The sequence below is a fragment of the Leisingera sp. S132 genome, from assembly GCF_025144465.1.
In the GTDB taxonomy this organism is placed as follows: Bacteria; Pseudomonadota; Alphaproteobacteria; order Rhodobacterales; family Rhodobacteraceae; genus Leisingera.
Map to the genome: position 1 here is coordinate 2,647,841 of NZ_CP083553.1, position 26,284 is coordinate 2,674,124.

Annotated in this window: 26 protein-coding genes and 1 riboswitch; of the genes, 22 read left to right on the top strand and 4 right to left on the bottom strand. The window is 65.2% G+C overall.

The genetic code is table 11. The features are described 5' to 3' along the window. Positions 1 to 76: 76 nt before the first annotated feature. Complete coding sequence (locus K3725_RS13155; protein WP_260015771.1) at positions 77 to 1,828, bottom strand: flotillin family protein; 1,752 nt, start codon at positions 1,826 to 1,828, stop codon at positions 77 to 79. A 75-nt stretch (positions 1,829 to 1,903) separates the two neighbouring features. Then, entirely contained in the window at positions 1,904 to 2,674 is a 771-nt protein-coding gene (locus K3725_RS13160; RefSeq protein WP_260015772.1) for a YqiJ family protein, read from the bottom strand. Positions 2,675 to 2,890: 216 nt separating this feature from the next. Here K3725_RS13160 and metG point away from each other — a divergent pair, with 216 nt between their 5' ends. From metG to glpD, 12 genes are all read left to right on the top strand, one after another. Beyond that, the gene (gene metG, locus K3725_RS13165) at positions 2,891 to 4,609 is read left to right on the top strand and encodes a methionine--tRNA ligase (RefSeq protein ID WP_260015773.1); all 1,719 of its coding nucleotides are present in this window, start codon (positions 2,891 to 2,893) and stop codon (positions 4,607 to 4,609) included. A 201-nt stretch (positions 4,610 to 4,810) separates the two neighbouring features. Next, a complete protein-coding gene (locus K3725_RS13170) occupies positions 4,811 to 4,978 on the top strand; it encodes a hypothetical protein (protein WP_260015774.1) in 168 nt (55 codons plus the stop codon). Continuing rightward, entirely contained in the window at positions 4,975 to 5,145 is a 171-nt protein-coding gene (hemP, locus tag K3725_RS13175; protein WP_019297511.1) for a hemin uptake protein HemP, read from the top strand. Before K3725_RS13170 ends, hemP begins: the two co-directional genes overlap by 4 nt. Further along, the gene (locus tag K3725_RS13180) at positions 5,142 to 5,621 is read left to right on the top strand and encodes a hypothetical protein (protein WP_260015775.1); all 480 of its coding nucleotides are present in this window, start codon (positions 5,142 to 5,144) and stop codon (positions 5,619 to 5,621) included. Before hemP ends, K3725_RS13180 begins: the two co-directional genes overlap by 4 nt. Before the next feature lie 28 nt (positions 5,622 to 5,649). Continuing rightward, entirely contained in the window at positions 5,650 to 6,918 is a 1,269-nt protein-coding gene (locus K3725_RS13185) for an imelysin family protein (RefSeq protein WP_260015776.1), read from the top strand. A gap of 188 nt (positions 6,919 to 7,106) precedes the next feature. Beyond that, positions 7,107 to 7,400 carry a bacterioferritin-associated ferredoxin gene (locus K3725_RS13190; RefSeq protein WP_260018609.1) on the top strand — a complete coding sequence of 98 codons (294 nt, stop codon included), beginning with the start codon at positions 7,107 to 7,109 and terminating at the stop codon, positions 7,398 to 7,400. Beyond that, complete coding sequence (bfr, locus tag K3725_RS13195; protein WP_260015777.1) at positions 7,348 to 7,836, top strand: bacterioferritin; 489 nt, start codon at positions 7,348 to 7,350, stop codon at positions 7,834 to 7,836. Before K3725_RS13190 ends, bfr begins: the two co-directional genes overlap by 53 nt. Beyond that, on the top strand, positions 7,826 to 9,355 hold the full coding sequence (locus K3725_RS13200) for a di-heme oxidoredictase family protein (RefSeq protein WP_260015778.1): 1,530 nt from the start codon (positions 7,826 to 7,828) through the stop codon (positions 9,353 to 9,355). Before bfr ends, K3725_RS13200 begins: the two co-directional genes overlap by 11 nt. Next, on the top strand, positions 9,355 to 10,350 hold the full coding sequence (locus tag K3725_RS13205; RefSeq protein ID WP_260015779.1) for an imelysin family protein: 996 nt from the start codon (positions 9,355 to 9,357) through the stop codon (positions 10,348 to 10,350). The genes K3725_RS13200 and K3725_RS13205 overlap by 1 nt, the downstream gene beginning before the upstream one ends. A gap of 15 nt (positions 10,351 to 10,365) precedes the next feature. Beyond that, positions 10,366 to 11,445: a DUF1513 domain-containing protein gene (locus tag K3725_RS13210; RefSeq protein WP_260015780.1), complete on the top strand. Its 1,080-nt coding sequence runs from the start codon at positions 10,366 to 10,368 to the stop codon at positions 11,443 to 11,445. Between the two features lie 139 nt (positions 11,446 to 11,584). Further along, positions 11,585 to 12,370: a DeoR/GlpR family DNA-binding transcription regulator gene (locus K3725_RS13215; RefSeq protein ID WP_260015781.1), complete on the top strand. Its 786-nt coding sequence runs from the start codon at positions 11,585 to 11,587 to the stop codon at positions 12,368 to 12,370. Next, entirely contained in the window at positions 12,363 to 13,940 is a 1,578-nt protein-coding gene (glpD, locus tag K3725_RS13220) for a glycerol-3-phosphate dehydrogenase (RefSeq protein WP_260015782.1), read from the top strand. The genes K3725_RS13215 and glpD overlap by 8 nt, the downstream gene beginning before the upstream one ends. A 132-nt stretch (positions 13,941 to 14,072) precedes the next feature. On the opposite strand, the gene cobO is transcribed toward glpD, so the two are convergent. Further along, positions 14,073 to 14,708 (bottom strand): cob(I)yrinic acid a,c-diamide adenosyltransferase, encoded by a 636-nt coding sequence (gene cobO / locus K3725_RS13225; RefSeq protein ID WP_039173313.1) that lies wholly within the window; start codon positions 14,706 to 14,708, stop codon positions 14,073 to 14,075. 51 nt (positions 14,709 to 14,759) lie between these two features. Continuing rightward, positions 14,760 to 14,969: riboswitch (cobalamin riboswitch) on the top strand. Positions 14,970 to 15,065: 96 nt separating this feature from the next. Here cobO and K3725_RS13230 point away from each other — a divergent pair. The 7 genes from K3725_RS13230 (at position 15,066) to cobJ (ending at position 23,182) form a co-directional block, all read left to right on the top strand. Beyond that, a complete protein-coding gene (locus tag K3725_RS13230; RefSeq protein WP_260015783.1) occupies positions 15,066 to 15,476 on the top strand; it encodes a DUF1636 domain-containing protein in 411 nt (136 codons plus the stop codon). A 2-nt stretch (positions 15,477 to 15,478) separates the two neighbouring features. Beyond that, a complete protein-coding gene (gene cobW, locus K3725_RS13235) occupies positions 15,479 to 16,513 on the top strand; it encodes a cobalamin biosynthesis protein CobW (protein WP_260015784.1) in 1,035 nt (344 codons plus the stop codon). A gap of 152 nt (positions 16,514 to 16,665) precedes the next feature. Next, positions 16,666 to 19,911, top strand: a complete 3,246-nt coding sequence (gene cobN / locus K3725_RS13240; RefSeq protein WP_260015785.1) for a cobaltochelatase subunit CobN — start codon at positions 16,666 to 16,668, stop codon at positions 19,909 to 19,911. Next, positions 19,908 to 21,071, top strand: a complete 1,164-nt coding sequence (gene cobG / locus K3725_RS13245) for a precorrin-3B synthase (RefSeq protein WP_260015786.1) — start codon at positions 19,908 to 19,910, stop codon at positions 21,069 to 21,071. The genes cobN and cobG overlap by 4 nt, the downstream gene beginning before the upstream one ends. 1 nt (position 21,072) lies before the next feature. After that, on the top strand, positions 21,073 to 21,702 hold the full coding sequence (locus tag K3725_RS13250; RefSeq protein WP_260015787.1) for a precorrin-8X methylmutase: 630 nt from the start codon (positions 21,073 to 21,075) through the stop codon (positions 21,700 to 21,702). Between the two features lie 2 nt (positions 21,703 to 21,704). Further along, positions 21,705 to 22,421, top strand: a complete 717-nt coding sequence (locus K3725_RS13255) for a precorrin-2 C(20)-methyltransferase (protein ID WP_260015788.1) — start codon at positions 21,705 to 21,707, stop codon at positions 22,419 to 22,421. After that, positions 22,418 to 23,182: a precorrin-3B C(17)-methyltransferase gene (gene cobJ, locus K3725_RS13260; protein ID WP_260015789.1), complete on the top strand. Its 765-nt coding sequence runs from the start codon at positions 22,418 to 22,420 to the stop codon at positions 23,180 to 23,182. Before K3725_RS13255 ends, cobJ begins: the two co-directional genes overlap by 4 nt. Here the strand turns inward: cobJ and K3725_RS13265 are convergent. Then, positions 23,179 to 23,919, bottom strand: coding sequence for a cobalt-precorrin-6A reductase (locus tag K3725_RS13265; protein WP_260015790.1), 741 nt, complete (start codon positions 23,917 to 23,919; stop codon positions 23,179 to 23,181). The genes cobJ and K3725_RS13265 overlap by 4 nt on opposite strands. Here K3725_RS13265 and cbiE point away from each other — a divergent pair. Genes cbiE through cobM form a run of 3 tightly spaced genes read left to right on the top strand, consistent with a single transcriptional unit; the run spans position 23,918 to position 26,279 of the window. Next, complete coding sequence (cbiE, locus tag K3725_RS13270) at positions 23,918 to 25,114, top strand: precorrin-6y C5,15-methyltransferase (decarboxylating) subunit CbiE (protein WP_260015791.1); 1,197 nt, start codon at positions 23,918 to 23,920, stop codon at positions 25,112 to 25,114. The genes K3725_RS13265 and cbiE overlap by 2 nt on opposite strands. Beyond that, positions 25,111 to 25,488, top strand: a complete 378-nt coding sequence (locus K3725_RS13275; protein WP_260018610.1) for a cobalamin biosynthesis protein — start codon at positions 25,111 to 25,113, stop codon at positions 25,486 to 25,488. The genes cbiE and K3725_RS13275 overlap by 4 nt, the downstream gene beginning before the upstream one ends. Further along, positions 25,485 to 26,279, top strand: coding sequence for a precorrin-4 C(11)-methyltransferase (gene cobM, locus K3725_RS13280; RefSeq protein WP_260015792.1), 795 nt, complete (start codon positions 25,485 to 25,487; stop codon positions 26,277 to 26,279). Before K3725_RS13275 ends, cobM begins: the two co-directional genes overlap by 4 nt. The last annotated feature ends 5 nt before the right edge of the window (positions 26,280 to 26,284 follow it).

The following is a 26,284-nucleotide window of genomic DNA, read 5'->3' on the forward strand; positions in this document are numbered from 1 at the left end:
CAGCCGCTGCCACCACTCACCCGGACAAGAAAAGAGGGCCGGTTTCCCGGCCCTCTCCTGATTTTCATGCCAGCCTTCAGTCTTTGGCAGCTTCCGCAGCCTCCGGCGCATCGGCCATTCCGGCTGCGCCATTCAGCAACGGCACCTCCGCCGGCGCGGGATCGTCTGCCTCGACACCCAGCGCCTGGCTGGCAACGCCACTGACACCGTTTTCCATCGACAGCCCCAGCTCTTCGCCCAGCTTCTTCAGCGCGGGCATCTGCACGGCCATGCCCATGATCGAATCCAGCGCCTGGTTCACCACCGGCTTGTCGCCGCTGCTGGCCGCCCCTGCCGCGGAGTAGGGCGCACCGGCGCCGATGCCGCTCACCTGGTGGATCTTGATCGAGTCGATCTTCTCTGCCGGTTTCACCATCTCGCTGATGATCGCAGGCATCGCCTCGATCCGGGCCAGGTCGATCTTCATCCGGATCAGCTCGCCCGACAGCGCGTTTTCAGCATCGACAATCGCCCGCTTGCCTTCCGCCTCGGCCAGCATGTCGTTCTTCTTGGCCTCGGCCCGGATGTTAAGCGCGTCCGCTTCGGCCTGCGCTTCCTCGCGGCGGGCCTCCGCGCGGTCGGCGGCCGCTTCCTTCTCTGCCTGTGCAGCCAGGCGGATGCCGGTTGCCTGGCGCTCAGCCTCACGGGTGGCCTCGATCAGGGTGATCTGCTTCAGACGCTCGGCCTCGGCCACCTGGCGGGCGGTTGCCACTGCTTCCGTTGCTTTGGTCGCCTCAGCCCGTGCCAGGTCCGCGGATGCCCGCGCCCGGCTTTCTTCCTCGGACTTCTGCGCGATGATGATCTGACGCTCCTGCTCGGCCACTTCCAGCTCCCGCTCTTTGGTAATCTCCGCCTCGCGGACCGCGCGCTCCTTGGCGATCTCTGCATCGCGGATCTTGGCTTCGCGGGCGATCTCAGCGGCGCGGATGGCTTCCTCACGGGCAATCCGGGCGCGTTCGGTTTCGCGCATCGAGTCCTCGCGCCGCTGGGCCACTTCGGCCTCCTGCGCGGCCTTCATGGTCTCGATCTGCTGCGCCTGCTCGATCTTGGCCTGCTCCTCATCCTGTTCAATGGCCAGGCGCTGACGCTCCGCCTCCATCGCCGCACGGCGCACGGCAACCTCGGCCTCGGCATCAATCTGCGCGCGCTCCTTCTTGGAGGTCGCAATCACCTCTGCCAGCTTCCGCATACCCACCGCGTTAAAGGCGTTGTTCTCATCCAACGCTTCAAACGGGGTCTGGTCCAGCGCGGTCAGCGAGACGGATTCCAGAGACAGACCGTTCTTCAGCAGGTCCTCGGACACGGCATTCTGCACTTCCTGAACAAAGTCAGCGCGGTTTTCGTGCAGCCCGTCCATGGTCATCTGCGCCGCAACCGCGCGCAGGCCATCCACCAGCTTGCCCTCGATCATCTCGCGCAGCTGCTCCACGTCAAATGTGCGGTCGCCCAATGTCTGCGCGGCCCGCGCGATGCCCTCAACCGTCGCCATGACCGAGACATAGAATTCGACACCAACATCAACACGCATCCGGTCTTTGGTGATCAGCGCGCCGTCATTGTTGCGCTGCACTTCCAGGCGCAGGGTCTTCATGTTGACCGGGCTCACCTCATGCAGCAGCGGCACCACCAGCACGCCGCCGTCCATGATGACCTTCTTTCCGTTGGCACCGGTGCGGACAAGACTGATCTCGCGGGATGACCGTTTGTAGAGACGGCCCAGAACCAGGCCAAAAACCAGAAGAAAGACAAGAGCGCTCACCACCACGATGAGCATGAATTGAAGTTCCATGCGGAATGCCTCCTTGGATAACAGGATTTCAGTGTTTTATGGGTTTCAGTGAGCCGGACGGACCAGTCCGGCAGGTTATTCAGACAGTGCGATCAGCACGAAGCGGTCCCTTCGGCGGTCACGCATCACCAGCACCTCAGTGCCCTGGGCCAGTTCCTCGCCGGCGGCAAAAGGTTCGGCGCGCAGGTAATGGGCATTGCCGTAACCATCCATGACGCGCACCTCGGCCGGGCGGCCCTGGGCTGCGGTGCCTTGGGTAATCACCCCGCGGCGGCGCCCCAGGCTGCGCTCTGACAGCGCCTCCGTCTCAGTTTGCGGCAAGGCTCTGGCAAAGATCCCGCCAAAGGCTCGCGCGAACCACAGGCCAATGGCGCCCGCGGGCAGTGCCGCCATCCAGGCTGGCGCTGTAAAGCCCAGATAAGACGTCAGCACCATCTGCAGGCCGATACCGCTAAGGCCGAACCCCATCAGGACTGCCGCCAGCCAGATCAGCATCGGCATCCGTCCCAGACCCAGCCAGGACGCCAGGCTGCCCGAAGCGTCTGCGGCTCCGGCATTGTCCAGCGCATCCGCACCGTCGAAATCCGCAAGATCTATGTCTCCCAGATCGCCCAACGCGTCCGCAGCGGCATCAGCACCCAAATCCCCGGCATCGGGAAACCCGCCTGCCCCGGACCCGTCTGCAGCGTCAAGCCCCGCTTCGCCGTCACCGCCAATCAGGCTGCCGCCAAGCAGCAAAGCCGCAAGCTCCAGGGCCGCCAGTCCGCCCAGCAGGGCGAGTGCAAGGGAGAACGGCGCAAATGCGCCATCAAGCAGGAAGTTGAACACCGATGGAATGCCTCTCAAATGTATGCCGTGGTATACAAATCATATGGTAACGCTCTTGTGAGCTTTCAAGGGCTTAAGATAGAGTTTCACAACCCCTGAGTGCGCCAGCCCGGATTGCAGTTCAAGCCTCAACTGCACGCACGCGGCTAATTTCCAGCGAATTCTGCTGGCGGGGTTCCCGCCGCCTGCGCCATGCGTTAGACGGGCCTTTGACGTATTACCTGGATGGATGGCATGGCACGCATTCTGATCACTTCGGCAATCCCCTATATCAACGGGATCAAGCATCTGGGCAACCTGGTGGGCAGCCAGCTGCCTGCCGACCTCTACGCCCGTTTCCAGCGCGGACGCGGCAATGAGGTTATGTTCCTCTGCGCCACCGACGAGCACGGCACCCCGGCGGAACTGGCCGCGGCCAAAGCCAACCAGCCGGTGGCGGAATACTGCGCTGCGATGCATGAGACCCAGGCGGAAATTGCCAAGGGCTTTGCCCTGTCGTTTGATCATTTCGGCCGCTCCTCCAGCCCGCAGAACCACGCGCTGACCCAGCATTTCGCAGGCAAACTGGCCGAGGCGGGGCTGATCCGCGAAGTGACCGAGAAACAGGTCTACTCCAACGCCGACGGCCGTTTCCTGCCCGACCGCTATATCGAGGGCACCTGCCCCAACTGCGGATACGAGAAGGCCCGCGGCGACCAGTGCGAGGAATGCACCAAGCAGCTGGACCCGACCGACCTGATCAACCCGCGCTCTGCCGTCTCCAACTCCACCGATCTGGAAGTGCGCGAGACCAAGCACCTGTATCTGTGCCAGTCGCAGCTGAAGGATCAGCTGGACGCCTGGATCGACTCCAAGAACGACTGGCCGGTGCTGACCACCTCAATTGCCAAGAAGTGGCTGCATGACGGCGACGGCCTGCAGGACCGCGGCATCACCCGCGACCTGGACTGGGGCGTGCCGGTCAAGAAGGGCGGCGAGGACTGGCCCGGCATGGAAGGCAAGGTCTTCTACGTCTGGTTCGACGCACCGATCGAATATATCGCGGCATCCCGCGAATGGGCCGAAGCCAACGGTAAGACGGACGCCGACTGGCAGCGCTGGTGGCGAACCGACAAGGGCGCCGAGGATGTGAAATACGTCCAATTCATGGGCAAGGACAACGTGCCCTTCCACACCCTGTCGTTCCCGGCCACCATTCTGGGCTCCGGCGAGCCGTGGAAGATGGTCGACCACCTGAAGAGCTTCAACTACCTGAACTATGACGGCGGCCAGTTCTCCACCTCGCAGGGCCGCGGCGTCTTCATGGATCAGGCGCTGGAAATCCTGCCCGCGGATTACTGGCGCTGGTGGCTGCTGTCCCACGCACCGGAGAGCAGCGACTCTGAGTTCACCTGGGAGAACTTCCAGCAGTCGGTGAACAAGGATCTGGCGGATGTGCTGGGCAACTTTGTCAGCCGCATCACCAAATTCTGCCGTTCCAAGTTCGGCGAGGAAGTGCCCTCGGCTAGCGAGTATGGCGAACAGGAGCAGGCGCTGATTGCAGAGCTCACCACCCGCATCCGCGCCTACGAGGGCCACATGGAAGCAATGGAGGTCCGCAAGTCGGCGCAGGAGCTGCGCGCGATCTGGGTCGCAGGCAACGAGTACCTGCAGTCCGCCGCGCCCTGGTCGGTGTTCAAGGAAGACCCCGAGCGCGCCGCCGCGCAGGTGCGCCTGGGCCTCAACCTGATCCGCCTTTACGCGGTTCTGTCGGCACCGTTCATTCCGCAAGCCTCGGACAAACTGATGACAGCTCTGAACTCCGACGACCGCAGCTGGCCCGAAGACGTGGCAGCGGCCCTGTCCGCCCTGCCCGCAGGCCATGGCTTCACCGTGCCGGAGGTGCTGTTCGCCAAGATCACCGACGAGCAGCGAGAAGAATGGCAGGAACGCTTTTCCGGCACCCGCGCCTGACGCACCGTGCATTGACTGAAACGAAGGCCGCCCCTTGGGCGGCTTTTTTTTGCCATCCCCTTGCTGTTCCAGAAAATTCATTTCCGACTAAAAAACTCGGATTGACATAACTGAGTAAATAAATCAGGTATACAGCATTCCAGCCAGCCTGACTCGGATCGGGCGAGCCCGAGTGACATTCAATCAACCGAGATCGCCCCCATGCCGACCAGTGCGCGCCGCCCCAGCGGCCCCGACATCAAGGAACCGGAGTCCGAGGACATGCGCCAATTGTGGCCGCAGGTCTTTGCACCCTCCGGTGCATTGTCCGGTTTTTGCCTGGAATGGCTTCTGGACAGGGCGGAATTCAGCGATGGGCGCACGCCATGAACCAGATTACTTCCAAACCTGTCCCTACTGAGGCTACCGCCGAGGTCTTCCCCACCTACCACGCAGAGGACCTGACCCGCGGCGGCACCCAGGCCCGCATCCTGCTGAACGGCCAGATCTATTCGCTGCGCATCACCCGCGCAGGCAAGCTGATCCTGACCAAATGAGCAGTGCAGCCCCTCATCCCCGCGGCGGGGTGACCGTCGGCACCCTGTCGGAACTGCCGCCGCTGGAGGCCGGCGCGGTGATCTACCTGCGCCACTGGTTTTCCGGCGAGGAGACCCGCGCACAGATGCGCCGGGATTTTGAGGTGAACTTCGGCCCCGAATTCGCCGATGCCGCCTTTGAGGCCTTTGGCTGCTTGTGCAATTTCTGCGCCACCCATGGCCGCCGCCCGCTGGTACGCCACGGCATGACCTGCAAATGCCTGGGCGCGGATGAAAACTGCTTTGCCAACCTGCTGGCTTCGGCCGCGGAAGGCCAGCAGGACGACGCCCATGTGCTGGCTTCGCTGATCGTCACCCCGCGCAAGGCGCCGGAACTGGCGCAGCTTGCCTCTGATTGCGGGCTGCTGATGCAACAGATCATGGGGCTGCAACCGCCTGCACAGACGGCCCGTCCGGCCACTGCCACTCTTCATTGAACACCGAACAGACCCAAGGACTTAGCTGATGAAATCTGTTTTTCTCGCGGGCACTGCCCTCGCCGGTCTCACCTTTGGCGCCACCGCTGCCCTTGCCGCTGACAAAGCCGCAGTGCTGACCAACTACGCCAATATCGCCGAAGCCAAGTACCAGGACAGCCTGGCCACCGCGCAGGTGCTGAAAGCCGCCGTCAGCGCGCTGGTCGCGTCCCCCTCAGCGGAGAACCTGGAAGCCGCCCGCGCTGCCTGGATCGCAGCCCGCGTGCCCTACCAGCAGTCCGAGGTGTTCCGCTTCGGCAACGCAATCGTCGATGACTGGGAAGGCAAGGTGAACGCCTGGCCGCTGGACGAAGGGCTGATCGACTATGTCGATGCCTCCTATGGCGGGCCGAGCGACGAAAACACCCTTGCGGCGCTCAATGTGATTGCCAATCCCAGTTTTGAGCTGTCTGGCAAGGTGATCGATGCTGCTAGGATCACCCCGGAACTGCTGGAAGGCGCCCTGCATGAGGCTGACGGCGTCGAGGCCAATGTCGCCACTGGCTATCACGCCATCGAATTCCTGCTCTGGGGCCAGGATCTGAAAGGCACGGAGCACGGCGCCGGCGACCGTCCCTGGACCGATTATGCGCAGGGCGATGCCTGCACCGGCGGCAACTGCGGCCGCCGCGGCGAATACCTGCAGGCTGCGACCGATCTGCTGATCTCCGACCTGGAGTGGATCGCGGCGCAGTGGGGCGAGGCCGGTGACGCCCGCAGCGCGCTGCTGGCGGATGAGGACGCAGGCATTACCGCGATGCTGACCGGCATGGGCTCACTGTCCTACGGTGAGCAGGCCGGTGAACGGATGCGCTTGGGCCTGATGCTGAACGACCCGGAGGAAGAGCACGACTGCTTCTCCGACAACACCCACAACAGCCATTATTATGACGGGCTGGGCGTGCAGAATGTCTATCTGGGCGAATACGTGCGGGTGAACGGCGAACTGGTGTCCGGCCCGTCGCTGTCCGACCTGGTGGCCGAAAAGGACGCCGCGCTGGACGCAGAGATGCGCACCAAGCTGTCCACCACCATGCTGGCGCTCGGCCGCATCAAGACCGCGGCAGAGGCAGGCCTGTCCTATGACCAGATGCTGGCGCAGGGCAATGCTTCCGGCGAAGCACTGGTGATGGGCGGCGTCAACGGGCTGATCGGCCAGACCCGCTCGATCGAACGTGTGGTCTCCACCCTGAAACTGGACGGCGTTGCCATCGAAGGCTCCGACAGCCTCGACAACCCCTCGGCAGTCTTCAACTAGGCGCTTCCGGGCAAATACGCACAAGCAAAGGGCCGCACTTCAAGCGGCCCTTTCCGCCTTCAGCAGCCGCCCGCCGGTTTCCGAGTGTTTCACTCTGGATAACCCTTGAAACCCCAGTAATTTTGTCGGATATATTTTCCAACGGAATCACTTGGCCTTTACAGCCAGCAGGCAAGGACGCAGGCAGCATGATCGTTTGCCACTGCACGCAGATCTCGGACCACGACATTCGCGCCGCCATCAATTGGATGCGAAGCGCCGACCCTGAAACGATAATCACTCCCGGCAAGATCTATCACGCCTTGGGAAAATCCGCCGATTGCGGCGGCTGCATGCCGCTTTTCCTCGACACCATGCGTGCCAGCAGTAAGCTGGAAGTACCTGCGCAGCTTGCGAATTTACGCGCTGGACCAATTCGGGAGAAGAATAATGAAGGGCGACGCCAAGGTTATCGACTATCTGAACAAGGCTCTGCGGCATGAGCTGACGGCGGTCAGCCAGTACTGGCTGCATTACCGGCTGCAGGACGATTGGGGCCTGGGCAGCATGGCCAAGAAAAGCCGCGAGGAAAGCATCGAGGAGATGCAGCACGCGGATAAATTGATTGAAAGGATTTTGTTCCTCGGCGGCCACCCGAACCTGCAGAAGCTTGACCCGCTGCGGATCGGCCAGACCCCGAAAGAAACCCTCGAATGCGACCTTGCCGCCGAAGTGGACGCCCGCGCGCTCTACAAGGAAGCCCGCGACGCCTGCAACACCGCGGGCGACTATGTGACCATGAAGCTGTTCGAAGAGCTGATGGCGGACGAAGAAGGCCATATCGATTTCCTCGAAACGCAGCTTGAACTGCATGACCGGATCGGTGCCGAAAACTATGCCCAGCTCAACGCCACCAAGATGGCAGAGGTTGAAGACTAAACTCACTCTGGCTGCCGCACTTGCGGCGGCCACACCCCTTGCAGCGCTGGATCTGGCCAGCCTGTATCAGGCAGAGCCGCACCTCTCCCCCCTTCCCCGTACCGATGCCGAACGCGCCCGGATTGCCGCTGCAGTTGCACCCGCCACGGATTTCTCGGCGCCGGAACAGTTCGAGGATCTGCCGGCAGGGGCGGCCACCGTGCGCGCCCGGTCCGATGACGAGGCGTTCTCCCAGCATTCCGCCGGCCTCAGCTTTGAACAGGAATTGGAATTCAAGCTCGGCAACGGGCTGTTCAAGAAGATCTGGGTGTTCTCGCCCGCCTCTACCAAGGCCTCGGACGGGCTTGGGCCGCTTTATAACGCGCGATCCTGCCAGCGCTGCCATCTGAAGGACGGGCGCGGCCACGTGCCGGAGCAGCCGGATTACAGTTCAACAACAATGTTCCTGCGGATATCCATTCCCGGCCCGGTGCCGCCGGAGATGCAGGAGATCACCGGCTACATCGGGACCGCGCCGGATCCGAACTATGGCACCCAACTGCAGGATTTCTCAGCCCCCGGCGTCACGCCGGAATACAAGCTGCAGGTCGAATACGAGGAAATCGAGGTCGCCCTGAATGGCAATGAGACCGCCACCCTTCGGCGCCCCAGCTACACAGCGGCCAGCCTCGGCTATGGCCCGCTGGCGGAGGGCGCCATGCTCAGCCCCCGCGTTGCACCGCCAATGATCGGCCTCGGCCTGTTGGAGGCGATCCCCGCCGCCGACATCCTGGCCCATACGGACGAGGACGATGCGGATGGCGACGGTATTTCGGGCCGCGCCAATCTGGTCTGGTCGCGGGAATTCGGCCAGATCATGCTGGGCCGCTTCGGGCTGAAGGCCGGCTCGCCAACCGTGCATGAGCAGTCCGCAGGCGCGTTTTCCGGTGATATCGGCATCTCAACTCCGCTGTTTCCGGCCCATGCGGGCGAATGCACGGATCTGCAAGCGGCCTGCCATTCCGCTCCGCATGGCGGCGGTGATTCCCGTGAAACCGAGATCGACCAGCCCAATATGGATCTGGTGACCTTCTACAGCCGCAACCTCGGCGTGCCCGCCCGCCGCAGCACCGGCGACCCCGAAGTGCTACGCGGAAAACAGGTGTTTTACGACACGGGCTGCGCCTCCTGTCATGTGCCGAAATACGTGACCCACCGGCTGGAAGACCGGCCCGAGCAGAGTTTCCAGCTGATCTGGCCGTACTCCGACCTGTTGCTGCACGACATGGGCGAGGGCTTGGCCGACAACCGCCCTGAAGCCCGCGCCACGGGCCGCGAATGGCGCACCGCACCGCTCTGGGGCATTGGCCTGACGCAGCAGGTCTCGCCCCGCGCCGCCTTCCTGCACGACGACCGTGCCCGCACCCTGCTGGAAGCCGTCCTGTGGCATGGCGGCGAAGCCGAAGCCGCGAAAACCCGCGTTGTGGAGCTGCCGCCGCAGGACCGCGCCGCCCTGATTTCCTTTCTGGAAAGCCTTTGATGCGCACCCTTGCCCTGACTCTGGCCCTCGCGGCAGCGCCTGCCGCTGCCTCGGATCTCTCCAGCAGCATTACCGATCAGTTGATCGTCCCTGCTTTTAAGGAGTTGGCAGAAGATGCGGCAGTGCTGGCAGACACAGCCCAGGCAGATTGCACACCGCAGTCCGAAACCCTTCGTTCCGCATACGGCGCGGCCTTCGACGCCTGGATTACCGCCAGCCACTACCGCTTCGGGCCGACGGAAACGGACAGCCGGGCCTTTGCGCTGGCCTTCTGGCCCGACAGCCGCAGCAAGACGCCCAAAGCCCTGGCCAACCTGATCCGCCGCGAGGATGACGGCATCACCGACCCGGCCGCATTCGCCAGCTATTCCATTGCCGCCCGCGGGTTTTATGCGCTGGAATACTTGCTCTATGACCCAGAACTCTCCACCGCGGGCAGCGCAGATTACCGCTGCGCCCTGACCCGCGCCATCAGCGCGGATATTGCAGCCACCGCACAGGCCATCGCCGCGGACTGGGCCGGGCCTTATGCCACCGAAATGCACGCGCCCGCCGCCCGCTACCGCAGCGAAGACGAAATCACCCAGGAACTACTGAAGGCGCTGACGACCGGATTGCAGGTCTTGGACGATATGCGCCTGGGCCGCCCGCTTGGCACCTATGACAAGCCCCGCCCCAACCGCGCCGAGACCCGCCGCTCCGGCCGCAGCCTTCGCCATGTGCTGCTGTCCCTGAACGCGATGGAACCGCTGGCGCTGGCCCTGGCGCAGGACGATGCTGGGCTGAAGGCAGACCTCGCACAGGGTTTCGGCAAGGTTCGCAGCCGCGCCGAAGCGCTGGAGGACCCCGTCTTTGCAGGCGTCGCCGACCCCGCCGCCCGCATCCGTATCGAGGCCCTGCGCCAGCAAGTGAAAGACCTCCGTGCGATTGTTTCTGAACGCCTTGGCCCCTCTCTCGGGGTGGCGGCAGGGTTCAACGCGCTCGACGGCGACTAACGGAAAGGGCCCTGCATGACCTCCCGCCGCGGATTTCTGGCAGGCCTGATGGCCTCTGCCCTCGCCCCGCAGGAAAGCTGGGCCAATGCCGGCAGCCCGGCTTTCCTGTCGGCGGGCAAAGATGCCAGCGGCACCTTCCTGCTGGCGGGCCTCTCCGAAACGGGCGGGGTCCTGTTCCGCCACCCCCTGCCCGGCCGCGGCCACGCGGCGGCCGCGCATCCCATCCGTCCCGAAGCCGTTGCCTTTGCCCGCCGCCCGGGCCGGTTTGCCGATGTCATCGACTGCCGGACCGGTGCCGCCCTCGCCCGGCTGGAGCCTCCCGCAGGCCACCATTTCTACGGCCACGGGGTGTTTTCCCCGGACGGCAGCCGCCTGTTCACCACAGAAAACGACTATGAGAACGCCCGCGGCGTAATCGGCGTCTGGGATGCTGCAGACGGCTACCGCCGCATTTCCGCGTTCTCCTCCGGCGGCATCGGCCCGCATGATATGCTCTTGCGCCGCGATGCGCCGGGACTGGCGGTGGCCAATGGCGGCATCGAAACCCACCCCGACAGCGGCCGCGCCAAGCTGAACCTGCCTGACATGCGCCCCAACCTCAGCTACCTGAGCCTGGACGGCGAAATGCAGGAACAGATGGAGCTGCCGCTAGAGCTGCGTCTCAATTCGATCCGCCACCTGGCGGTGCGGGCGGACGGCACCGTTGGTTTCGCCACGCAATGGCAGGGCGATCTGGGCGAACAAGTCCCCACTGCCGGGCTTCACCGTCCCGGCAGCACGCCGCGTTTGCTGGCCGAGGACGACGCGCGGGTGCTGAACATGCAGGGCTACGGCGGCTCCATCGCCTTTTCTGCCGATGGCAGCCAAATCGGCGTCACCTCCCCGCGCGGCGGCGTGCTGCAAGTGATGGACACGGTCAGCGGCGTGCTGCTGGCAGAGCACAGAATGGCAGATGTCTGCGGGCTGGCTCCCTCCGCCACCGGTTTTACAGCCACTACGGGAACCGGCCAGGTCTATGCGGTTTCAGACATCGGCCTGCAGCCCTTGCACCGCGCAGACCTGGCATGGGACAACCACCTGATCCCTCTCAACTGACCCAGAACAGCCGGAACATCCGCGGGGCGCGTCAGAAATGGCGCGCCCATTCGTTTGCGCGGAAATCGAAACCAAACCGAAAACATATGGTGACTCCTTTGACGCGATGCGCTACAGAATCGCAGCGAAAGGAAAGCAGATGGATGCCGCCAGCCGTCAGAACGAAATCATCTCCCTCCTGAACCGTCAGGACCGGGTCGAGGTCGAGGATCTCTCCCGCCGCTTCGGCGTGTCCCTGCAGACCGTGCGCGCGGACCTGCGCGACCTGTCGGCCCGGGGCGCGCTGTCCCGCGTGCATGGGGGCGCGGTCCGCGTCAGCTCCGCCGCCAGCCAGGGCTACGAGGACCGGCGCAAGCTGAACGCCGGCAACAAGCTGGCGATGGCCGCCCTGGCAGCTGAGCTGATCCCCGACAACTGCTCGCTTTCTCTCAACATCGGCACCTCCACTGAACAGGTTGCCCGGGCGCTGTCCGGCCACAGCGGCCTGACGGTGATGTCCAACAACATAAACATTATCAACATGATGATGGGCGGACAGGCCAAGGAACTGATCCTGGCCGGCGGCACCGTGCGGCAAAGCGACGGCGCCATCGTCGGTGAGGACGCCGTCGGTTTCTTCGCCCGCTACAAGGTGGATTTCGCCATCATTGGCGCCTCCGCGCTGGACACCGACGGCGCGGTGATGGACCACGACGCGCGCGAGGTTTCGGTCGCCCGCGCAATCCTGAAAAACGCGCGTCAGAAAGTTCTGGTCTGTGACGGCAGCAAGTTCGACCGCTCCGCCCCCGTGCGGATCTGCGATGTGTCGGATCTGGACGTGGTGATCACCGACCGCCCGGTTCCCGCAGAATTTGCCGAGGCCGCACAGGCGGCCGGCACCCGCATCCTGACCGCAGGACAAAACGAAAGCAGCGAAAATGACTGACACGCCTGTAACGGACCTTTTCATCATCGGCGGCGGCATCAACGGCTGCGGCATCGCCCGCGATGCGGCCGGCCGCGGCTTGTCGGTGACGCTGGCAGAGATGAACGACCTGGCCTCGGCCACCTCCTCCGCATCCACCAAGCTGTTCCACGGCGGCTTGCGCTATCTCGAATATTTTGAGTTCCGCCTGGTGCGCGAAGCGCTGATCGAGCGCGAAGTGCTCCTGAAAGCGATGCCGCATATCTCCTGGCCGATGCGGTTCGTGCTGCCGTTCCACAAGGACATGCGGTTCGACAGCGAGACGCCGACGTCGAAACTGCTGACGACCTTCATGCCCTGGATGAAGGGCCGCCGCCCGGCCTGGCTGATCCGTCTGGGGCTGTTCTTCTACGACTCGCTTGGCAAACGCAGTATCCTGCCCGGCACCGCCAAGCTGGACCTGGCCGCCGACCCGGCCGGCCGCCCGCTGAAGGACAAGTTCAAAACCGCGTTCGAGTATTCCGACTGCTGGATCGAGGACGCCCGCCTGGTGGTGCTGAATGCCCGCGACGCCGAAACCCGCGGCGCCGAGATCCTGACCCGGACCAAGGTGCTGTCCGCCGAACGCCACGCGGATCACTGGGTGATCACTCTGCAGGATCAGGCCAGCGGCGACACCCATCAGCGCCGCGCGAAAATGCTGGTCAACGCGGGCGGCCCCTGGGTTGCCGACGTGCTGCACCAGAAGCTGGGCCAGAACAGCCGCGAAAACGTCCGCCTGGTGCGCGGCAGCCATATCGTGGTGCCGAAACTGTTTGATCACGGCCGCTGCTATTTCTTCCAAGGCACCGACGGACGGATCATCTTCGCCATTCCCTACGAGGAGGATTTCACCCTGATCGGCACCACCGATGCCGACCACCCAAACCCGGACACCGCGCCCGAATGCACCGCGGCCGAGCAGGACTATCTGATTGATTTCGCATCCGGATACTTCAATCAGCCGCTTGCACGAGAGGATATCGTCTGGACCTATTCCGGCGTGCGCCCGCTTTATGATGATGGCGCCAGCTCCGCCACCGCGGCCACCCGCGAATATGTGCTGACACTGGACCGCGCGCAGGCGCCGCTCTTGAATGTCTTTGGCGGCAAGATCACCACCTACCGCAAGCTGGCGGAGGCGGCACTGGCCAAAATCGGCGAGGTTTTCCCCCAGCTGCCCGCGGACTGGACCGCAGGCGTGGCCCTGCCCGGAGGCGATTTCGCTGTAGCCGATGTGGAAACGCTGCGCGCCAAACTGGCGGCGGACTATCCGTTCCTTTCGCCCTACTGGACCCGCCGCCTGATCCGCGCCTACGGCACCGAGGCCTGGGAGGTGCTGGGCGAGGCCAAATCCGCCGGCGATCTGGGCCAGGATTTTGGCGCCACCATCACTGAGCGTGAACTCGACTGGGCGATTGCCCGGGAATGGGTGCGTGCAGGCGACGATTACCTGTGGCGGCGCACCAAGCTGGGCCTGCGGCTGGATGAAACCCAGCACGCAGCGGTGGATGCCTATATCCATGGCAAAGCTGCACAGCTCGCCGCATAGAGCTGAGGGACGGGCCAACCCGAGGGGAGGCGCAGTCGCGCCGCCCCGTTTAGCCGGAGGCAAACCTTTGGTTTGACGGGGCGGGTTGGCGCGGCCCGGCCTATCGGCCGGGCGGGACATTCAGAAAGGGTCTTAAAACTCGACGCCCTTCTGCGCCTTCACGCCGGCGCGGAACGGGTGCTTGATCTGCCCCATCTCGGTCACCAGATCAGCGATCTCGATCAGCTCCTCCTTGGCGTTGCGCCCCGTTAGCACCACATGGGTCATCGGCGGCTTTTGCTCCACCAGGAACTCCAGCACTTCCTCCAGATCCAGATACTCATACCGCAGCGCAATGTTGATCTCGTCGAGCAGCACCATGGTGTTCCTCTCGTCCAGGATCATCTCCTTGGCTTTCTCCCAGCCCTTCTGGGCGGCTGCGATATCGCGGGCCTTGTCCTGGGTCTCCCAGGTAAAGCCCTCGCCCATCGCATAGAACTGGCAGAGATCGCTGAAGTTCTCCTCGATCAGGGTGCGCTCACCGGTCTGCCAGGCGCCCTTGATGAACTGCACCACGGCAGACGGCATCCCATGGGCAATGCAGCGCATGATCATGCCAAAGCCCGAGGAGGATTTGCCCTTGCCCGGTCCGGTGTGAACGATGATCAGGCCCTTCTCGCCCTCCTTCGTCTTCATCATCCGGTCGCGCGCGGCCTTTTTCTTCGCCATTTTCGATGCGTGGCGGGCGGCTTCTTCTTCTGAAATGCCGGTTTCAGACTTTTCGCTCATGGGGGCTCTCCAGCTGTTTGACCCCATGTCTTGACAAAGAAGCCCGCCATAGCGCAAGGGGGTTCAGCTGGTTCCTGTGAAAACAGGCGAAGAGGGAATGTGAAGGCCTTGCCAAGGCTCAAGCACAGCCGCCCCCGCGACCGTGACCGGATGAGGCCGCCATGCCACTGGGAAAACACCCCGGGAAGGCAGGATGGCCGGCAAGGCCCCGCGCCTTGGCATCCGCAAGCCGGGAGACCTGCCAGCGACGACGAGATCAACGGGCAGACGGGGTGTTCTGCGACCGGGTGAGGGGCTGGTTTGAGACAGCACCTTTCTGGCCATCCCGCACGCCCTGCCGCGACAGGAGACGCACTGATGGCTGACGATAGGGCAGGCAAAACTGCCAGAAACCCGGGACCGGTCACGCTGACCGTATGCCTTACCTGCCGCCGCGAAGGCACTGACCCGGAGGCAGCCCGCCCCGGCGCCATTCTGCACGCCGCGCTGGAAGAGGCCGGGATGCCCGAAGGCGTCCGCCTGCGGGGCGTGGAATGCCTGTCCTCCTGCAAACGCGGCTGTGCTGTTGCCCTGGTCGGCGGCGAAGAGCGCTGGACCTATGTCTATGGCGACCTCGACCCGGACCAGCACGTCCCCGAAATCCTGGAAGGCGCCGCCGCCTATGCCGCCACTGCAGACGGCGTCGTGCCGTGGCGCGAACGCCCGCAAACCTTCCGCAAGCAATCCGTTGCCCGCATCCCGCCGGCCAAGTTCTTCTCCGAGGAGTAAACATGAGCGACCTCAACAAGATCCCCGTCACCGTCATCACCGGCTTCCTCGGTGCGGGCAAGACCACCCTGATCCGCCACCTGATGCAGAACCCGCAGGGCAAGCGCCTGGCGGTGGTGGTCAATGAATTCGGCACCGCCGGCGTTGACGGCGACATCCTGAAATCCTGCGCTGATGAGAACTGCCCGGCGGAAAACATCATGGAGCTGGCGAACGGCTGCATCTGCTGCACCGTGGCCGATGACTTCATCCCCACCATCGAACAGCTGATGGAGCTGCCGGAGAAGCCGGATCACATCGTGATCGAAACCTCCGGCCTGGCGCTGCCCAAGCCGCTCCTGAAGGCGTTTGACTGGCCCGCCATCCGCTCCCGCATCACCGTCGACGGCGTGATTGCGCTGGCCGATGCCGAGGCGGTTGCCAAGGGCCAGTTCGCTCCCGATCTGGACGCCGTGCAAGCCCAGCGCGAGGCGGATGACAGCATCGACCACGAAACCCCGCTCAGCGAAGTGTTCGAGGACCAGATCTCCTGCGCCGACATCGTACTTCTTTCCAAGGCCGATCTGGCCGGCGAGGAAGGCATCGAGAAGGCCCGCGCGGTGATCGAGGCCGAGGCACCCCGCAAGCTGCCGATCCTTCCGATGAGCGAGGGCGTGATCGACCCGCGCATCATCCTGGGCTTGGGTGCGGCTGCTGAGGACGATCTGGACGCCCGCCCCAGCCACCATGACGGCCACCACGACCACGAGCATGACGATTTTGAAAGCATCGTTGTCGAAATGGGCGAAGTCTCCGATCCGGAAGCGTTGCAGAATGCCATCGTGAAACTCGCCCGCGAGCGCAACATCCTGCGCGTCAAAGGCTATGTCGCAGTGGAGGGGAAACCAATGCGGATGCTGGTTCAGGCCGTGGGCGAGCGCCTGCGCGCCCAGTACGATCAGCCCTGGGGCGCGCAGCCGCGCAAGACCGCCCTGGTGGTCATCGCCGAGCATGACGACATCGACGAACAGGCCATCCGCGCCGAGCTGGGAGCGTAAGCTATGCTTCCGACCCGTAAACTTCATGAGCGGAAAGGATCGCGCCCGTCCCGGGGTGGGCGCAATCGCGCCCGCCCATGGGGGCGGGTCGGGCGCGATCCGGGGCTTTCGCCCCGGGACTCCATTTCGAAGGCCGGGAAAGGCAGAAATTAATGCACGTCGTCTTCCGCGAAAGCCACGGCCTTGACGAGACCGACACCCCGCAGGACCTCGGGCAGACGCCTGCGGATCTTGTGGTGCTGTCCTTCTCCGACAGCGACCTCGGCGCTTTTGCCGCAGGCTGGCACCGCGCAGACGGCAAACTGCCCTCCCTGCGCCTCGCCAACCTGGTCGCGCTGAAGCACCCCTTGTCGGTCGACGTCTACGCGGAACAGACATTGGAGGGCGCCAAGGGCGTCCTCGTCCGTCTGATCGGTGGCGAAAGCTACTGGTCCTACGGCCTTGCCACTCTTCAGGACCTGGCCCGCCGCAAGGGCATCGCGCTGGCGATCCTGCCCGCCGACGGCCGCGAGGATGCGCGGCTCGATGAGCTCTCCACCCTGCCCGTCTCCACCCTGCGCCGCCTGCAATCCCTGTGCGATGCCGGCGGTGCCGTTGCCGCCCAGGCAGCACTTGCCCAGCTGTCGCTGGCAGCAGGGCTTTACGCGGGGCCCGTGCTCGGCCTCAAGTCCATGCCCGAGCACGGCTTCTATGACCCGGCCAAGGGCGTGCTCGCGGAGCTGCCGCCGCAGGACCAGCCGCTGGTGCTGGTAAGCTTCTACCGCTCCTACCTCACCGCCGCCGACACTGCCCCGGTAGATGCGCTGATCGCGGAACTGCGCGCCCGCGGCTACGCGGCCTATGGCACCTTTGCTGCCAGCCTCAAGGCGTCCGCCGCTGCGGACTGGCTGCGCCAAAAACTGCCTGAACTGAACCCGGCGGCCATTATCAACGCCACCGCCTTTTCCGCCCAAGGCACCGACGGCAGCGCCTCGCCGCTCAGCACCACCGGCTGCCCGGTGTTCCAGGTCGCCCTCTCCACCGCGCGCAAAAAAGACTGGGCCGAGGCCGATCGCGGCCTCTCGCCCGCCGACCTCGCCATGCATGTCGTCCTGCCCGAGGTTGACGGGCGCATCTTCGCAGGCGTTGTCAGCTTCAAGTCGCCGGGCAAGAAAGACCCGGACCTGCAGTATTCCCGCTTTGCCCACCGCGCCGACGCGAACCGCATCAAATCCGCCGTCGACCGCGTCGAGGGCTGGCTGCGCCTCGCCAAACTGCCGAATGCGGACAAGCGCCTTGCCCTGATCCTCTCCACCTATCCCGGGAAAGATCACAACCTCGCTCATGCCGTAGGGCTGGACGCACTGGCCTCCTGCGATGAAATCCTGCGCGCGCTCTGGGATCAGGGCTATTCCGTTGAGCCGCAGGAAAACTCCGGACTGCGGCTGATGGAGGAAACGCTGAGCGTCCCGCTCACAGAGTACAAAGCCACTCTCGCCACCTTACCGCAGGACCTGCAGGACACATTGGCCGAGGCCTGGGGCACACCGGAAGAAGATCTTGACTGCCGCGATGGCGCCTTTCACTTCAAAGCCTTGCGCGCAGGCAACGCCCTGATCGCGCTGCAGCCCGAGCGCGGCGAGGTGAAAACCCGGGTCGACGACTACCACGATCTCGACCGCACCCCGCGCCACGCCTATGTGGCGTTTTACCTGTGGCTGCAGAACCAGTGTGACGCCCTTGTTCACATTGGCGCCCATGGCACGCTGGAATGGCTTCCGGGCAAGGCCGTGGCGCTGTCGGGTGCCTGCTGGCCCGAGGTACTGACCGGCCCGTTGCCGGTCGCCTACCCCTTCATCGTCAACGATCCCGGCGAGGCCGCCCAGGCCAAGCGCCGTATCGGCGCCGTCACCATCGGCCACCTGCCGCCGCCACTGGCACAGACCAGCCTGCCCGAAGGCATGGCGCGGCTGGAAAGCCTGCTGGACGAATATTCCACCGCCGACGGCCTGGATCCTGCCCGCCGCGACCGGCTGATCAATGACATCCGAGCCGAGGCGCAGGGAACCGGCGTGGAGGCCGACCTGGGCCTCACCCCCAATACCTCCCCGGCTGAGGCGATCACCCGCATCGACGCCTTTGTCTGCGACATCAAGGAAAGCCAGTACGGCGAGGGGCTGCACATCTTCGGCACCGGCCAATGCGGAGCAGAGGAACGCGCCGGGCTGATCACCGCGCTGGGCGGCAGGATCGTCACCCCCGGCCCCTCCGGCTCGCCGTTCCGCGGCCGCGCCGATGTGATCCCGACCGGGCGCAACCTCTTTACCACCGACCCGCGGGCGGTGCCGTCGCGTGCGGCGCATGCCCAAGGGGTCAAACTGGCGGAAGAGCTGCTGCGCCGCCACCTTCAGGACCATGGCGACTGGCCCAAGGGGCTGGTGATCGACCTCTGGGGTTCTGCCACCATGCGCACCGCGGGCGAAGAATTCGCCATGGCGCTGCATCTTGCAGGGCTGGCGCCCAAGTGGGATGAAGGCTCCGAGCGCGTCTCCGGCTTCGAGGTGCTGCCGCTTTTGATGCTGAACCGCCCGCGCATCGACGTCACCTTACGCGTGTCCGGGTTGTTCCGCGATGTGTTCCCCGGCCTTGCCCAGATGTTTGAGTCCGCCGCCGCCGCACTGGCCGCGCGCGAGGAGGCCCAGGCCGACAACCCCTATCTCACTGAAACACCTCGCGTCTTTGGACCCAAGCCAGGCCAGTACGGCCTGTCGATGAACCCCCATCTGGACGACTACACCGACGCAGCGCGCGCGGCAGCAGGCGAGGCCTGGCTCAACGCCTCCTCTCATGCCATCGACGCCAAGGGAGAGATCAGCGACGCCCGCGAGGCGCTGGAAACCCGCCTGCAGGGCGCCGACAGCTTCGTGCACCTGCAGGACCTGCCGGAAACCGACCTGCTGGTCGCCTCGGACTATGCCGCCCATGAAGCGGGTTTTGCCGCCGCCATGGCGCGCATCGGCCAAGCCGCCCCAGCGCTCTACCACCTCGACGCCACCCGGCCCGACAAGCCGCAGGCGCGCTCCTTAGGCGAGGAAATCGCCCGCGTCACCCGCGCCCGCGCCGCCAACCCGGACTGGGCCACCTCAATGATGAACCACGGCTTCCGCGGCGCTGCCGAGATCGCCGCCACGCTCGATCACATGGCCGCCTTTGCGCATCTGGCGCAGGTGGTGCAGCCGCATCTGTTTGACCTCTATTTTGAGGCCACCCTGGGCCGCGATGATCTGGTGGCGTTCATGGAGCGCGAAAACCCCGACGCCCTGCAGGCCATGCGTGACCGCTTCCGCGCCCTGTTCGACGCAGGCCTCTGGAGCACGCGGCGCAACTCGATCATGGCCGAATTGGAGGGCGCCGCATGAGTGCCGCCGCTGAGCCCACAGTCTACGGCTGGTGCCCCGGCGCCCTGCGCCCGATGATGTCCGGCGACGGGCTGGTGGTGCGGGTGCGCGCGCCGCTTGGTAAACTGTCCGTTAACCAGGCGCGCGGTGTGGCAAGACTTTCTGAAGAGTTTGGCAACGGCCTGCTGGATATCTCCGCCCGCGCCAACCTGCAGATGCGCGGCATCCGCGAAGAGGCCCATGCAGAGCTGATCAAAGCCTTGCGCGATCTGGGCCTGATCGACCCCGACGCAAGCGCCGAGGCCCGCCGCAACGTCCTGCTCACGCCGTTCTGGGCTGCGGGCGACGACACCCACGCCATCGCCACGGACCTGAGCGCGGCACTGACGGCCGCGGCAGACCTCACCCTGCCCGGTAAGTTCGGTTTCGCCGTCGACTGCGGGGATGCTCCGGTGCTGCAGGACACCGCCGCCGACATCCGAATCGAACGCTCTGGCAGCACCCTGATCCTGCGCGCGGACGGTTCTGAGACCGGCAAGCCCGTCACACGTGGCTCCGCCGTGCTCGAAGCCCTCGCTCTGGCCCGCTGCTTCCTGGAACAGGGCGGCGCGCCGGACGGGCGCGGCAGGATGCACCGTCTCATCGCGCGCCGCGGGCCGCCGGCAGCGCATGCCGCACCGTCGGCAAGCGCGGGCTTCACCGCAAAACCCGGACCTGTCCCCGCGGGGACACTTGCCGCTTTGGAGTTCGGCCAGATGCCCGCCGGGACGCTCGCGCAGCTGGCAGATCATGGGTCCGTCCGTCTGACACCCTGGCGGATGCTGCTGGTGGAGGGCGCGGCCAGCCTGCCGCCGCTGCCCGGCCTGATCCAGGATGCAACGGATCCGCGCCTGCAAGTCATCGCCTGCACCGGCGCGCCCGGCTGCCTGCAGGCGCTTTCCGCCACCCGCGATCTGGCGCGGGACCTGGCGCCGCATGTCCCCGCCAGGACCAAGCTGCATGTGTCCGGCTGCGCCAAGGGCTGCGCCAGCCCGGGCACCGCACCGCTGACCCTGACCGCGACCGGCAAAAACGAATTCTCCCTGATCCGCAATGGCACTGCCGCGGATGAGCCGCTAAAGACCCGCCTGAGCGCCGACGCTTTGCGCGCCGCTCCCGAACTTCTGAAAGAGGGCAGCTGACATGCTCCACACCTATGAAACCAATGGCGCCGCAATCTATGCCGAGAGCTTTGCCACCATCCGCCGCGAAGCCGATCTGGCACGCTTCAGCAAGGACGAGGAAAGCGTTGTCGTGCGCATGATCCACGCCGCCGGCATGGTGGGCCTGGAAGAGCACGTGCGCTTCTCCGAAGGCATGGCCGAAACCGCCCGCGCAGCGCTGGCAAAGGGCGCGCCGATCCTGTGTGACGCCTATATGGTGTCCGAAGGCATCACCCGACCGCGCCTGCCTGCGGACAACGAGGTGATCTGCACCCTGCGCGACCCCAAGGTGCCGGAGCTGGCCAAGGAAATGTCCAACACCCGATCCGCCGCCGCGCTGGAGCTGTGGCGCCCGAAACTGGAAGGCGCTGTGGTGGCCATCGGCAACGCGCCCACCGCCTTGTTCCACCTTCTGAACATGCTGATGGACCCGTCCTGCCCCCGCCCCGCCGCCATCATCGGCTGCCCGGTGGGTTTTGTCGGCGCGATGGAATCCAAGGAAGCACTGATGGAAGACCTCCCCGTGCCCTCGATGATCGTGAAGGGCCGCCTGGGCGGCTCCGCCATCACCGTCGCGGCGGTGAACGCGCTGGCAAGCTGGAAAGAATAACAATGGGCAAAGTCATCTGCGCAGGGCTTGGCCCCGGTGATCCCGACCTGATGAGCGTGCGCTCGCACCGGCTGATCTCAAACGCGCGCCACATTGCCTATTTCCGCAAGGCCGGCCGCCAGGGCCAGGCCCGCGCCATTGTCGAAGGCATGCTGGCAGACGGCGTTACCGAACACGCTATGGAATATCCGGTGACGACCGAGATCCATTTCTCAGACCCCGAATACAACCGGGTGCTGGCAGCGTTCTATGACCAATGGGCCGATACCCTGGCCGAGATCGCGCAGGACGAAGACGTTGTGGTGCTGTGTGAGGGCGACCCGTTCCTTTACGGCTCCTACATGCATCTCTATACCCGCCTGCAGGGCCGCGCCGCGCAGGAGATCGTGCCCGGCATCACCGGCATGTCCGGCTGCTGGACCGCTTCGGGCCAGCCGATTACCTGGGGGGACGACGTGCTGACCGTGGCGATGGCGACGCTCAGCGAGGATGAGCTGGCGAAACGCGCCGCAGAAACGGACGCGCTGGTCGTCATGAAAATCGGCCGCAACTTGCCCAAGCTGCGCCGCGCGCTGGAGCGGGCGGGCCGCGCAGATGACGCCTGGCTGGTCGAACGCGGCACCATGCCCGGCCAGACAGTGCAGAAGCTGTCGGAGATCACGGGCGAGGTGCCTTACTTCTCTATCGTCTTGGTTCACGGACAGGGGCGCCGGCCATGAAACTATCGCAAAACGGCTGGGTGGTGATTGCGGGGCTTGGCCCGGGCAACGAGGCGCTGGTAACACAGGAGGTCCGCGACGCCATCAGCGAGGCCACCGATATCGTTGGCTATATCCCCTACGTCAACCGGGTCGCGCCGCGCGAGGGGCTGACGCTGCATGCCACCGACAACCGGGTCGAGGTGGACCGCGCCACGCACGCGCTTGAAATGGCCGCCGCGGGTAAGCGGGTTGTCGTTGTCTCCTCCGGTGATCCGGGGGTGTTCGCCATGGCCTCTGCTGTGTTTGAGGCGCTGGAGAACAACGCCGAAAGCAACCCGGAGTGGCTGGATCTGGAGATCAAGGTGCTGCCCGGCATCACCGCCATGCTGGCCGCCGCTGCTGCCATCGGCGCACCCTTGGGGCATGACTTTGCCGCCATCAACCTCAGCGACAATCTGAAGCCCTGGAGCCTCATTGAAAAACGCCTGCAACTGGTTGGCGAGGCAGGTCTGGCGATGGCGTTCTACAACCCGCGTTCCAAGTCGCGACCGCATCAGTTTGCCCGCGCGCTGGAGATCCTGCGCGAGGCCTGCGGTGCGGAGACGCTGATCACCTTTGCCCGCGACGTGACCAAGCCGGGACAGGAGCTGCTGACCGTGCCGCTGAAGGACGCAACGCCCGAGATGGCCGACATGCGCACGGTGGTTATTGTCGGCAACCGCGACACGCGGCGGGTGGGCCATTACGTTTATACCCCCCGCTACGCGGCTGAGGGTTAAGCGGCGGAATGCAACAGCCAGGCCATAACCTCTGCCACGCTGCCCAATACGGGCCGCTGAGGCACCTCGGGTCTGCCGATCATGATGACTGGCAGGCCGAGGGTGCGCGCGGCGGTGAGTTTGGCGGCTGCGCCTGCACCGCCGGCGTTCTTGGCCACGATATGGGTGATGGCGTGGCGCTGCATCAGATCTGTGTCGCCCGCCACGTCAAACGGCCCGCGGGCAATCTCCACCGTGGTGTGCGGCAGCGGCAAGTCTGCCTCGGGTTCGTCCACCAGCCGCAGCAGATAGTGGTGCTGGTGCTTGGCGGCGAATTGGCTGAGGTTCTGCTTGCCGATTGCCAAAAACACCCTTGCAGGGGCTTCGGACAGAGCATTTACCGCGCCTTCGATGCTGTCCGTGTGAACCCACCGGTCGCCCTCCCCCGCCTGCCAGGCCGGGCGCTCAAAGGCACAGAGCGGCACGCCCGCCGCTTCGCAGGCGTGCACCGCATTGGTGCTCATCTGCGCCGCGAACGGGTGGGTCGCGTCGACCACATGGGTGATGTTTTCGGCCTGAAGGTATGCCGCCAGCCCCTCCACGCCACCAAAGCCGCCAATGCGGGTGGGCAGCGGCTGGTTGACCGGTTTGGCTGTGCGGCCCGCGTAGGAAAACACTGCATCCGCGCCAGTTTCCGCAAGGGTTTTGGCCAATTGCGAGGCCTCGGTGGTGCCGCCCAGCAGAAGGATGCGTGTCATGTCTGATGGCCTTTCACAGCACTGGCTCACAATCGTTGGTCTGTGCGAAAATGGACTGGATTCCTTAAGCGATGCAAGCCGGAAGGCGCTGGAGCAGGCCGAGGTGATCTTTGGCGGCCCGCGGCATCTGGAGCTGGTGGAGGCCGGCAGCAAGGGTCAGCCCTGGCCGGTGCCGTTTTCAACCGGGCCAGTGCTGGCGATGCGCGGGCGCAAAGTCGCTGTGCTCGCCTCCGGCGATCCGTTCTGGCATGGCGCCGGCGGCTCGCTGATGCGGGATCTGGAGGCGGGTGAATGGCTGTCGCACCCGGTACCATCCTGTTTTGCGCTGGCCGCCAACCGGCTGGGCTGGAAGCTGGAGGAGGTTCTGTGCCTTGGCCTTCATGCCGCACCTTACGCCCGGCTGCTGCCGCTGCTGGGCCGGGGCGTGCGGGTGATCTGCACCCTGCGCGATGGCAAGGCACCGGCGGAGCTGGCGCAATGGCTGGCTGCAAACGGCCAGCCCGACGCGCGGCTTCATGTGATGGAACGGCTGGGCGGGCCAAGGCAACGGCTGCGCCAAGCAACAGCCGAAGCCTGGGATCTGCCGCAGGCAGAAGCGCCGGTCCTTATGGCCATCGAGGCCATGCGGCCCGGGCTGCCGCAGGCGTCGGGGCTGGCGGATGATCTCTTTGCCAGTGACGGGCAGATCACCAAACGCCCCATTCGGGCGCTGACCCTGTCGGCGCTGGCCCCGCGCGCAGGTGAGCTGCTGTGGGACATCGGCGGCGGCTCCGGCTCGGTCTCGGTGGAGTGGTGCCTCGCCGCCCCCGGCGCACGGGCCGTTACCTTTGAGCCGCGCGAGAGCCGGCTGGAGAACATCCGGGCCAATGCCTCCGCCTTTGGCCTGGACCACCGGATGAAGCCGGTGCTGGGCAAGGCGCCGGAGGTGCTGGACGGATTTGAGATGCCCGACTGCGTGTTCATCGGCGGCGGCGGCTCGCAGGCGCTGCTGGATCATCTGTGGGACATCTTGCCCGCAGGCACCCGGCTGGTTGCCAATGGCGTCACGCTGGAAACCGAAACCCTCTTGATGCAGGCCCATGCGGACCGCGGCGGGCATCTCTTGAAAGCGGAGATCGCCGAGGCCGGGCCGCTGGGGTCGATGCGAGACTGGCGCCGGGCGCGGCCCGTCATACAATGGAGTGTCACGCGATGAAGGTGGCAGGCATCGGGTTTCGTGAGCGCGCCACGGCGGCGGATTTGCAGGCGGCGCTGGCGCTGACCGGCGCGCAGGTGGATGCGCTGGCCTCCATCGAGGAGAAGGCCGGGGCGCCCGCCATGCAGGAGTTTGCGCGCAGCATCGGCCTGCCGGTGATTGCGCTTGAACATCAGGATATTGCCGGGGAGCAGACCTTGACCTGCTCGCCAAGGATCAAGGCGCGGTTCGGCACCGGGTCGCTGGCGGAAGCCGCGGCGCTGGCCGGGGCGCGCCACGGGGTGGAGGGCGCAAGATCGCGCCTTCTCGCCCCCAGAGTTGTCACCGCGGATGGGCTTGCCACCGCGGCCATAGCAGAAAGACTTGAGCCATGACCGTTCACTTCATTGGCGCCGGACCGGGCGCCGCCGACCTTCTGACCCTGCGCGGGCGCGACATCATCGCCGCCTGCCCGGTGTGCCTCTACGCGGGTTCGCTGGTGCCGGAGGAGATCCTGAGCCACTGCCCGGCGGACGCGAAAATCGTGAACACCGCGGCGATGGACCTGGATGCCATCGTGGCAGAAATCAAGGCGGCGCATGAGGCGGGCCAGGACGTGGCGCGGCTGCATTCCGGCGATCTGTCGGTGTGGTCGGCGATGGGCGAGCAGATCCGCCGGCTGAAGGCTGAGGGCATTCCGGTCAGTGTCACCCCGGGCGTGCCGTCCTTTGCTGCTGCCGCTGCCGCGCTTGGCACCGAGCTGACCCTGCCCGGCCTTGGCCAGTCGGTGGTGCTGACCCGCACGCCGGGGCGTGCCTCCTCGATGCCTGCAGGCGAGTCGCTGGAGAATTTCGCCAAAACCGGCACCACGCTGGCCATTCACCTGTCGATCGGCAACCTGGACCATGTGGTCGACAGCCTGACGCCGCATTACGGCGCCGACTGCCCGGTGGCCGTGGTCTACCGCGCCAGCTGGCCGGACCAGCAGATCATCCGCGCCACTTTGGAAACGCTGAAAGAGTCGCTGGACGAGAAGATCTCCCGCACCGCACTGATCCTGGTGGGGCCGGTGCTGAAAGGTGAGGGCTTTGACGAAAGCTGCCTCTATTCCACCGACTACGACCGCCGCTACCGGCCGCAAAGCGCCGACAGCCCGTGGTCGAGCTGGAGCCATGGCGACGACTGAGGGGA

Coding starts and splice junctions, on each gene's coding strand:
- K3725_RS13155 (WP_260015771.1), bottom strand. CDS start 1,828: ATGGAACTTCAATTCATGCTCATCGTGGTGGTGAGCGCTCTTGTCTTT.
- metG (WP_260015773.1), top strand. CDS start 2,891: ATGGCACGCATTCTGATCACTTCGGCAATCCCCTATATCAACGGGATC.
- K3725_RS13170 (WP_260015774.1), top strand. CDS start 4,811: ATGCCGACCAGTGCGCGCCGCCCCAGCGGCCCCGACATCAAGGAACCG.
- hemP (WP_019297511.1), top strand. CDS start 4,975: ATGAACCAGATTACTTCCAAACCTGTCCCTACTGAGGCTACCGCCGAG.
- K3725_RS13180 (WP_260015775.1), top strand. CDS start 5,142: ATGAGCAGTGCAGCCCCTCATCCCCGCGGCGGGGTGACCGTCGGCACC.
- K3725_RS13185 (WP_260015776.1), top strand. CDS start 5,650: ATGAAATCTGTTTTTCTCGCGGGCACTGCCCTCGCCGGTCTCACCTTT.
- K3725_RS13190 (WP_260018609.1), top strand. CDS start 7,107: ATGATCGTTTGCCACTGCACGCAGATCTCGGACCACGACATTCGCGCC.
- bfr (WP_260015777.1), top strand. CDS start 7,348: ATGAAGGGCGACGCCAAGGTTATCGACTATCTGAACAAGGCTCTGCGG.
- K3725_RS13205 (WP_260015779.1), top strand. CDS start 9,355: ATGCGCACCCTTGCCCTGACTCTGGCCCTCGCGGCAGCGCCTGCCGCT.
- K3725_RS13210 (WP_260015780.1), top strand. CDS start 10,366: ATGACCTCCCGCCGCGGATTTCTGGCAGGCCTGATGGCCTCTGCCCTC.
- K3725_RS13215 (WP_260015781.1), top strand. CDS start 11,585: ATGGATGCCGCCAGCCGTCAGAACGAAATCATCTCCCTCCTGAACCGT.
- glpD (WP_260015782.1), top strand. CDS start 12,363: ATGACTGACACGCCTGTAACGGACCTTTTCATCATCGGCGGCGGCATC.
- cobO (WP_039173313.1), bottom strand. CDS start 14,708: ATGAGCGAAAAGTCTGAAACCGGCATTTCAGAAGAAGAAGCCGCCCGC.
- K3725_RS13230 (WP_260015783.1), top strand. CDS start 15,066: ATGGCTGACGATAGGGCAGGCAAAACTGCCAGAAACCCGGGACCGGTC.
- cobW (WP_260015784.1), top strand. CDS start 15,479: ATGAGCGACCTCAACAAGATCCCCGTCACCGTCATCACCGGCTTCCTC.
- cobN (WP_260015785.1), top strand. CDS start 16,666: ATGCACGTCGTCTTCCGCGAAAGCCACGGCCTTGACGAGACCGACACC.
- cobG (WP_260015786.1), top strand. CDS start 19,908: ATGAGTGCCGCCGCTGAGCCCACAGTCTACGGCTGGTGCCCCGGCGCC.
- K3725_RS13250 (WP_260015787.1), top strand. CDS start 21,073: ATGCTCCACACCTATGAAACCAATGGCGCCGCAATCTATGCCGAGAGC.
- K3725_RS13255 (WP_260015788.1), top strand. CDS start 21,705: ATGGGCAAAGTCATCTGCGCAGGGCTTGGCCCCGGTGATCCCGACCTG.
- cobJ (WP_260015789.1), top strand. CDS start 22,418: ATGAAACTATCGCAAAACGGCTGGGTGGTGATTGCGGGGCTTGGCCCG.
- cbiE (WP_260015791.1), top strand. CDS start 23,918: ATGTCTGATGGCCTTTCACAGCACTGGCTCACAATCGTTGGTCTGTGC.
- K3725_RS13265 (WP_260015790.1), bottom strand. CDS start 23,919: ATGACACGCATCCTTCTGCTGGGCGGCACCACCGAGGCCTCGCAATTG.
- K3725_RS13275 (WP_260018610.1), top strand. CDS start 25,111: ATGAAGGTGGCAGGCATCGGGTTTCGTGAGCGCGCCACGGCGGCGGAT.
- cobM (WP_260015792.1), top strand. CDS start 25,485: ATGACCGTTCACTTCATTGGCGCCGGACCGGGCGCCGCCGACCTTCTG.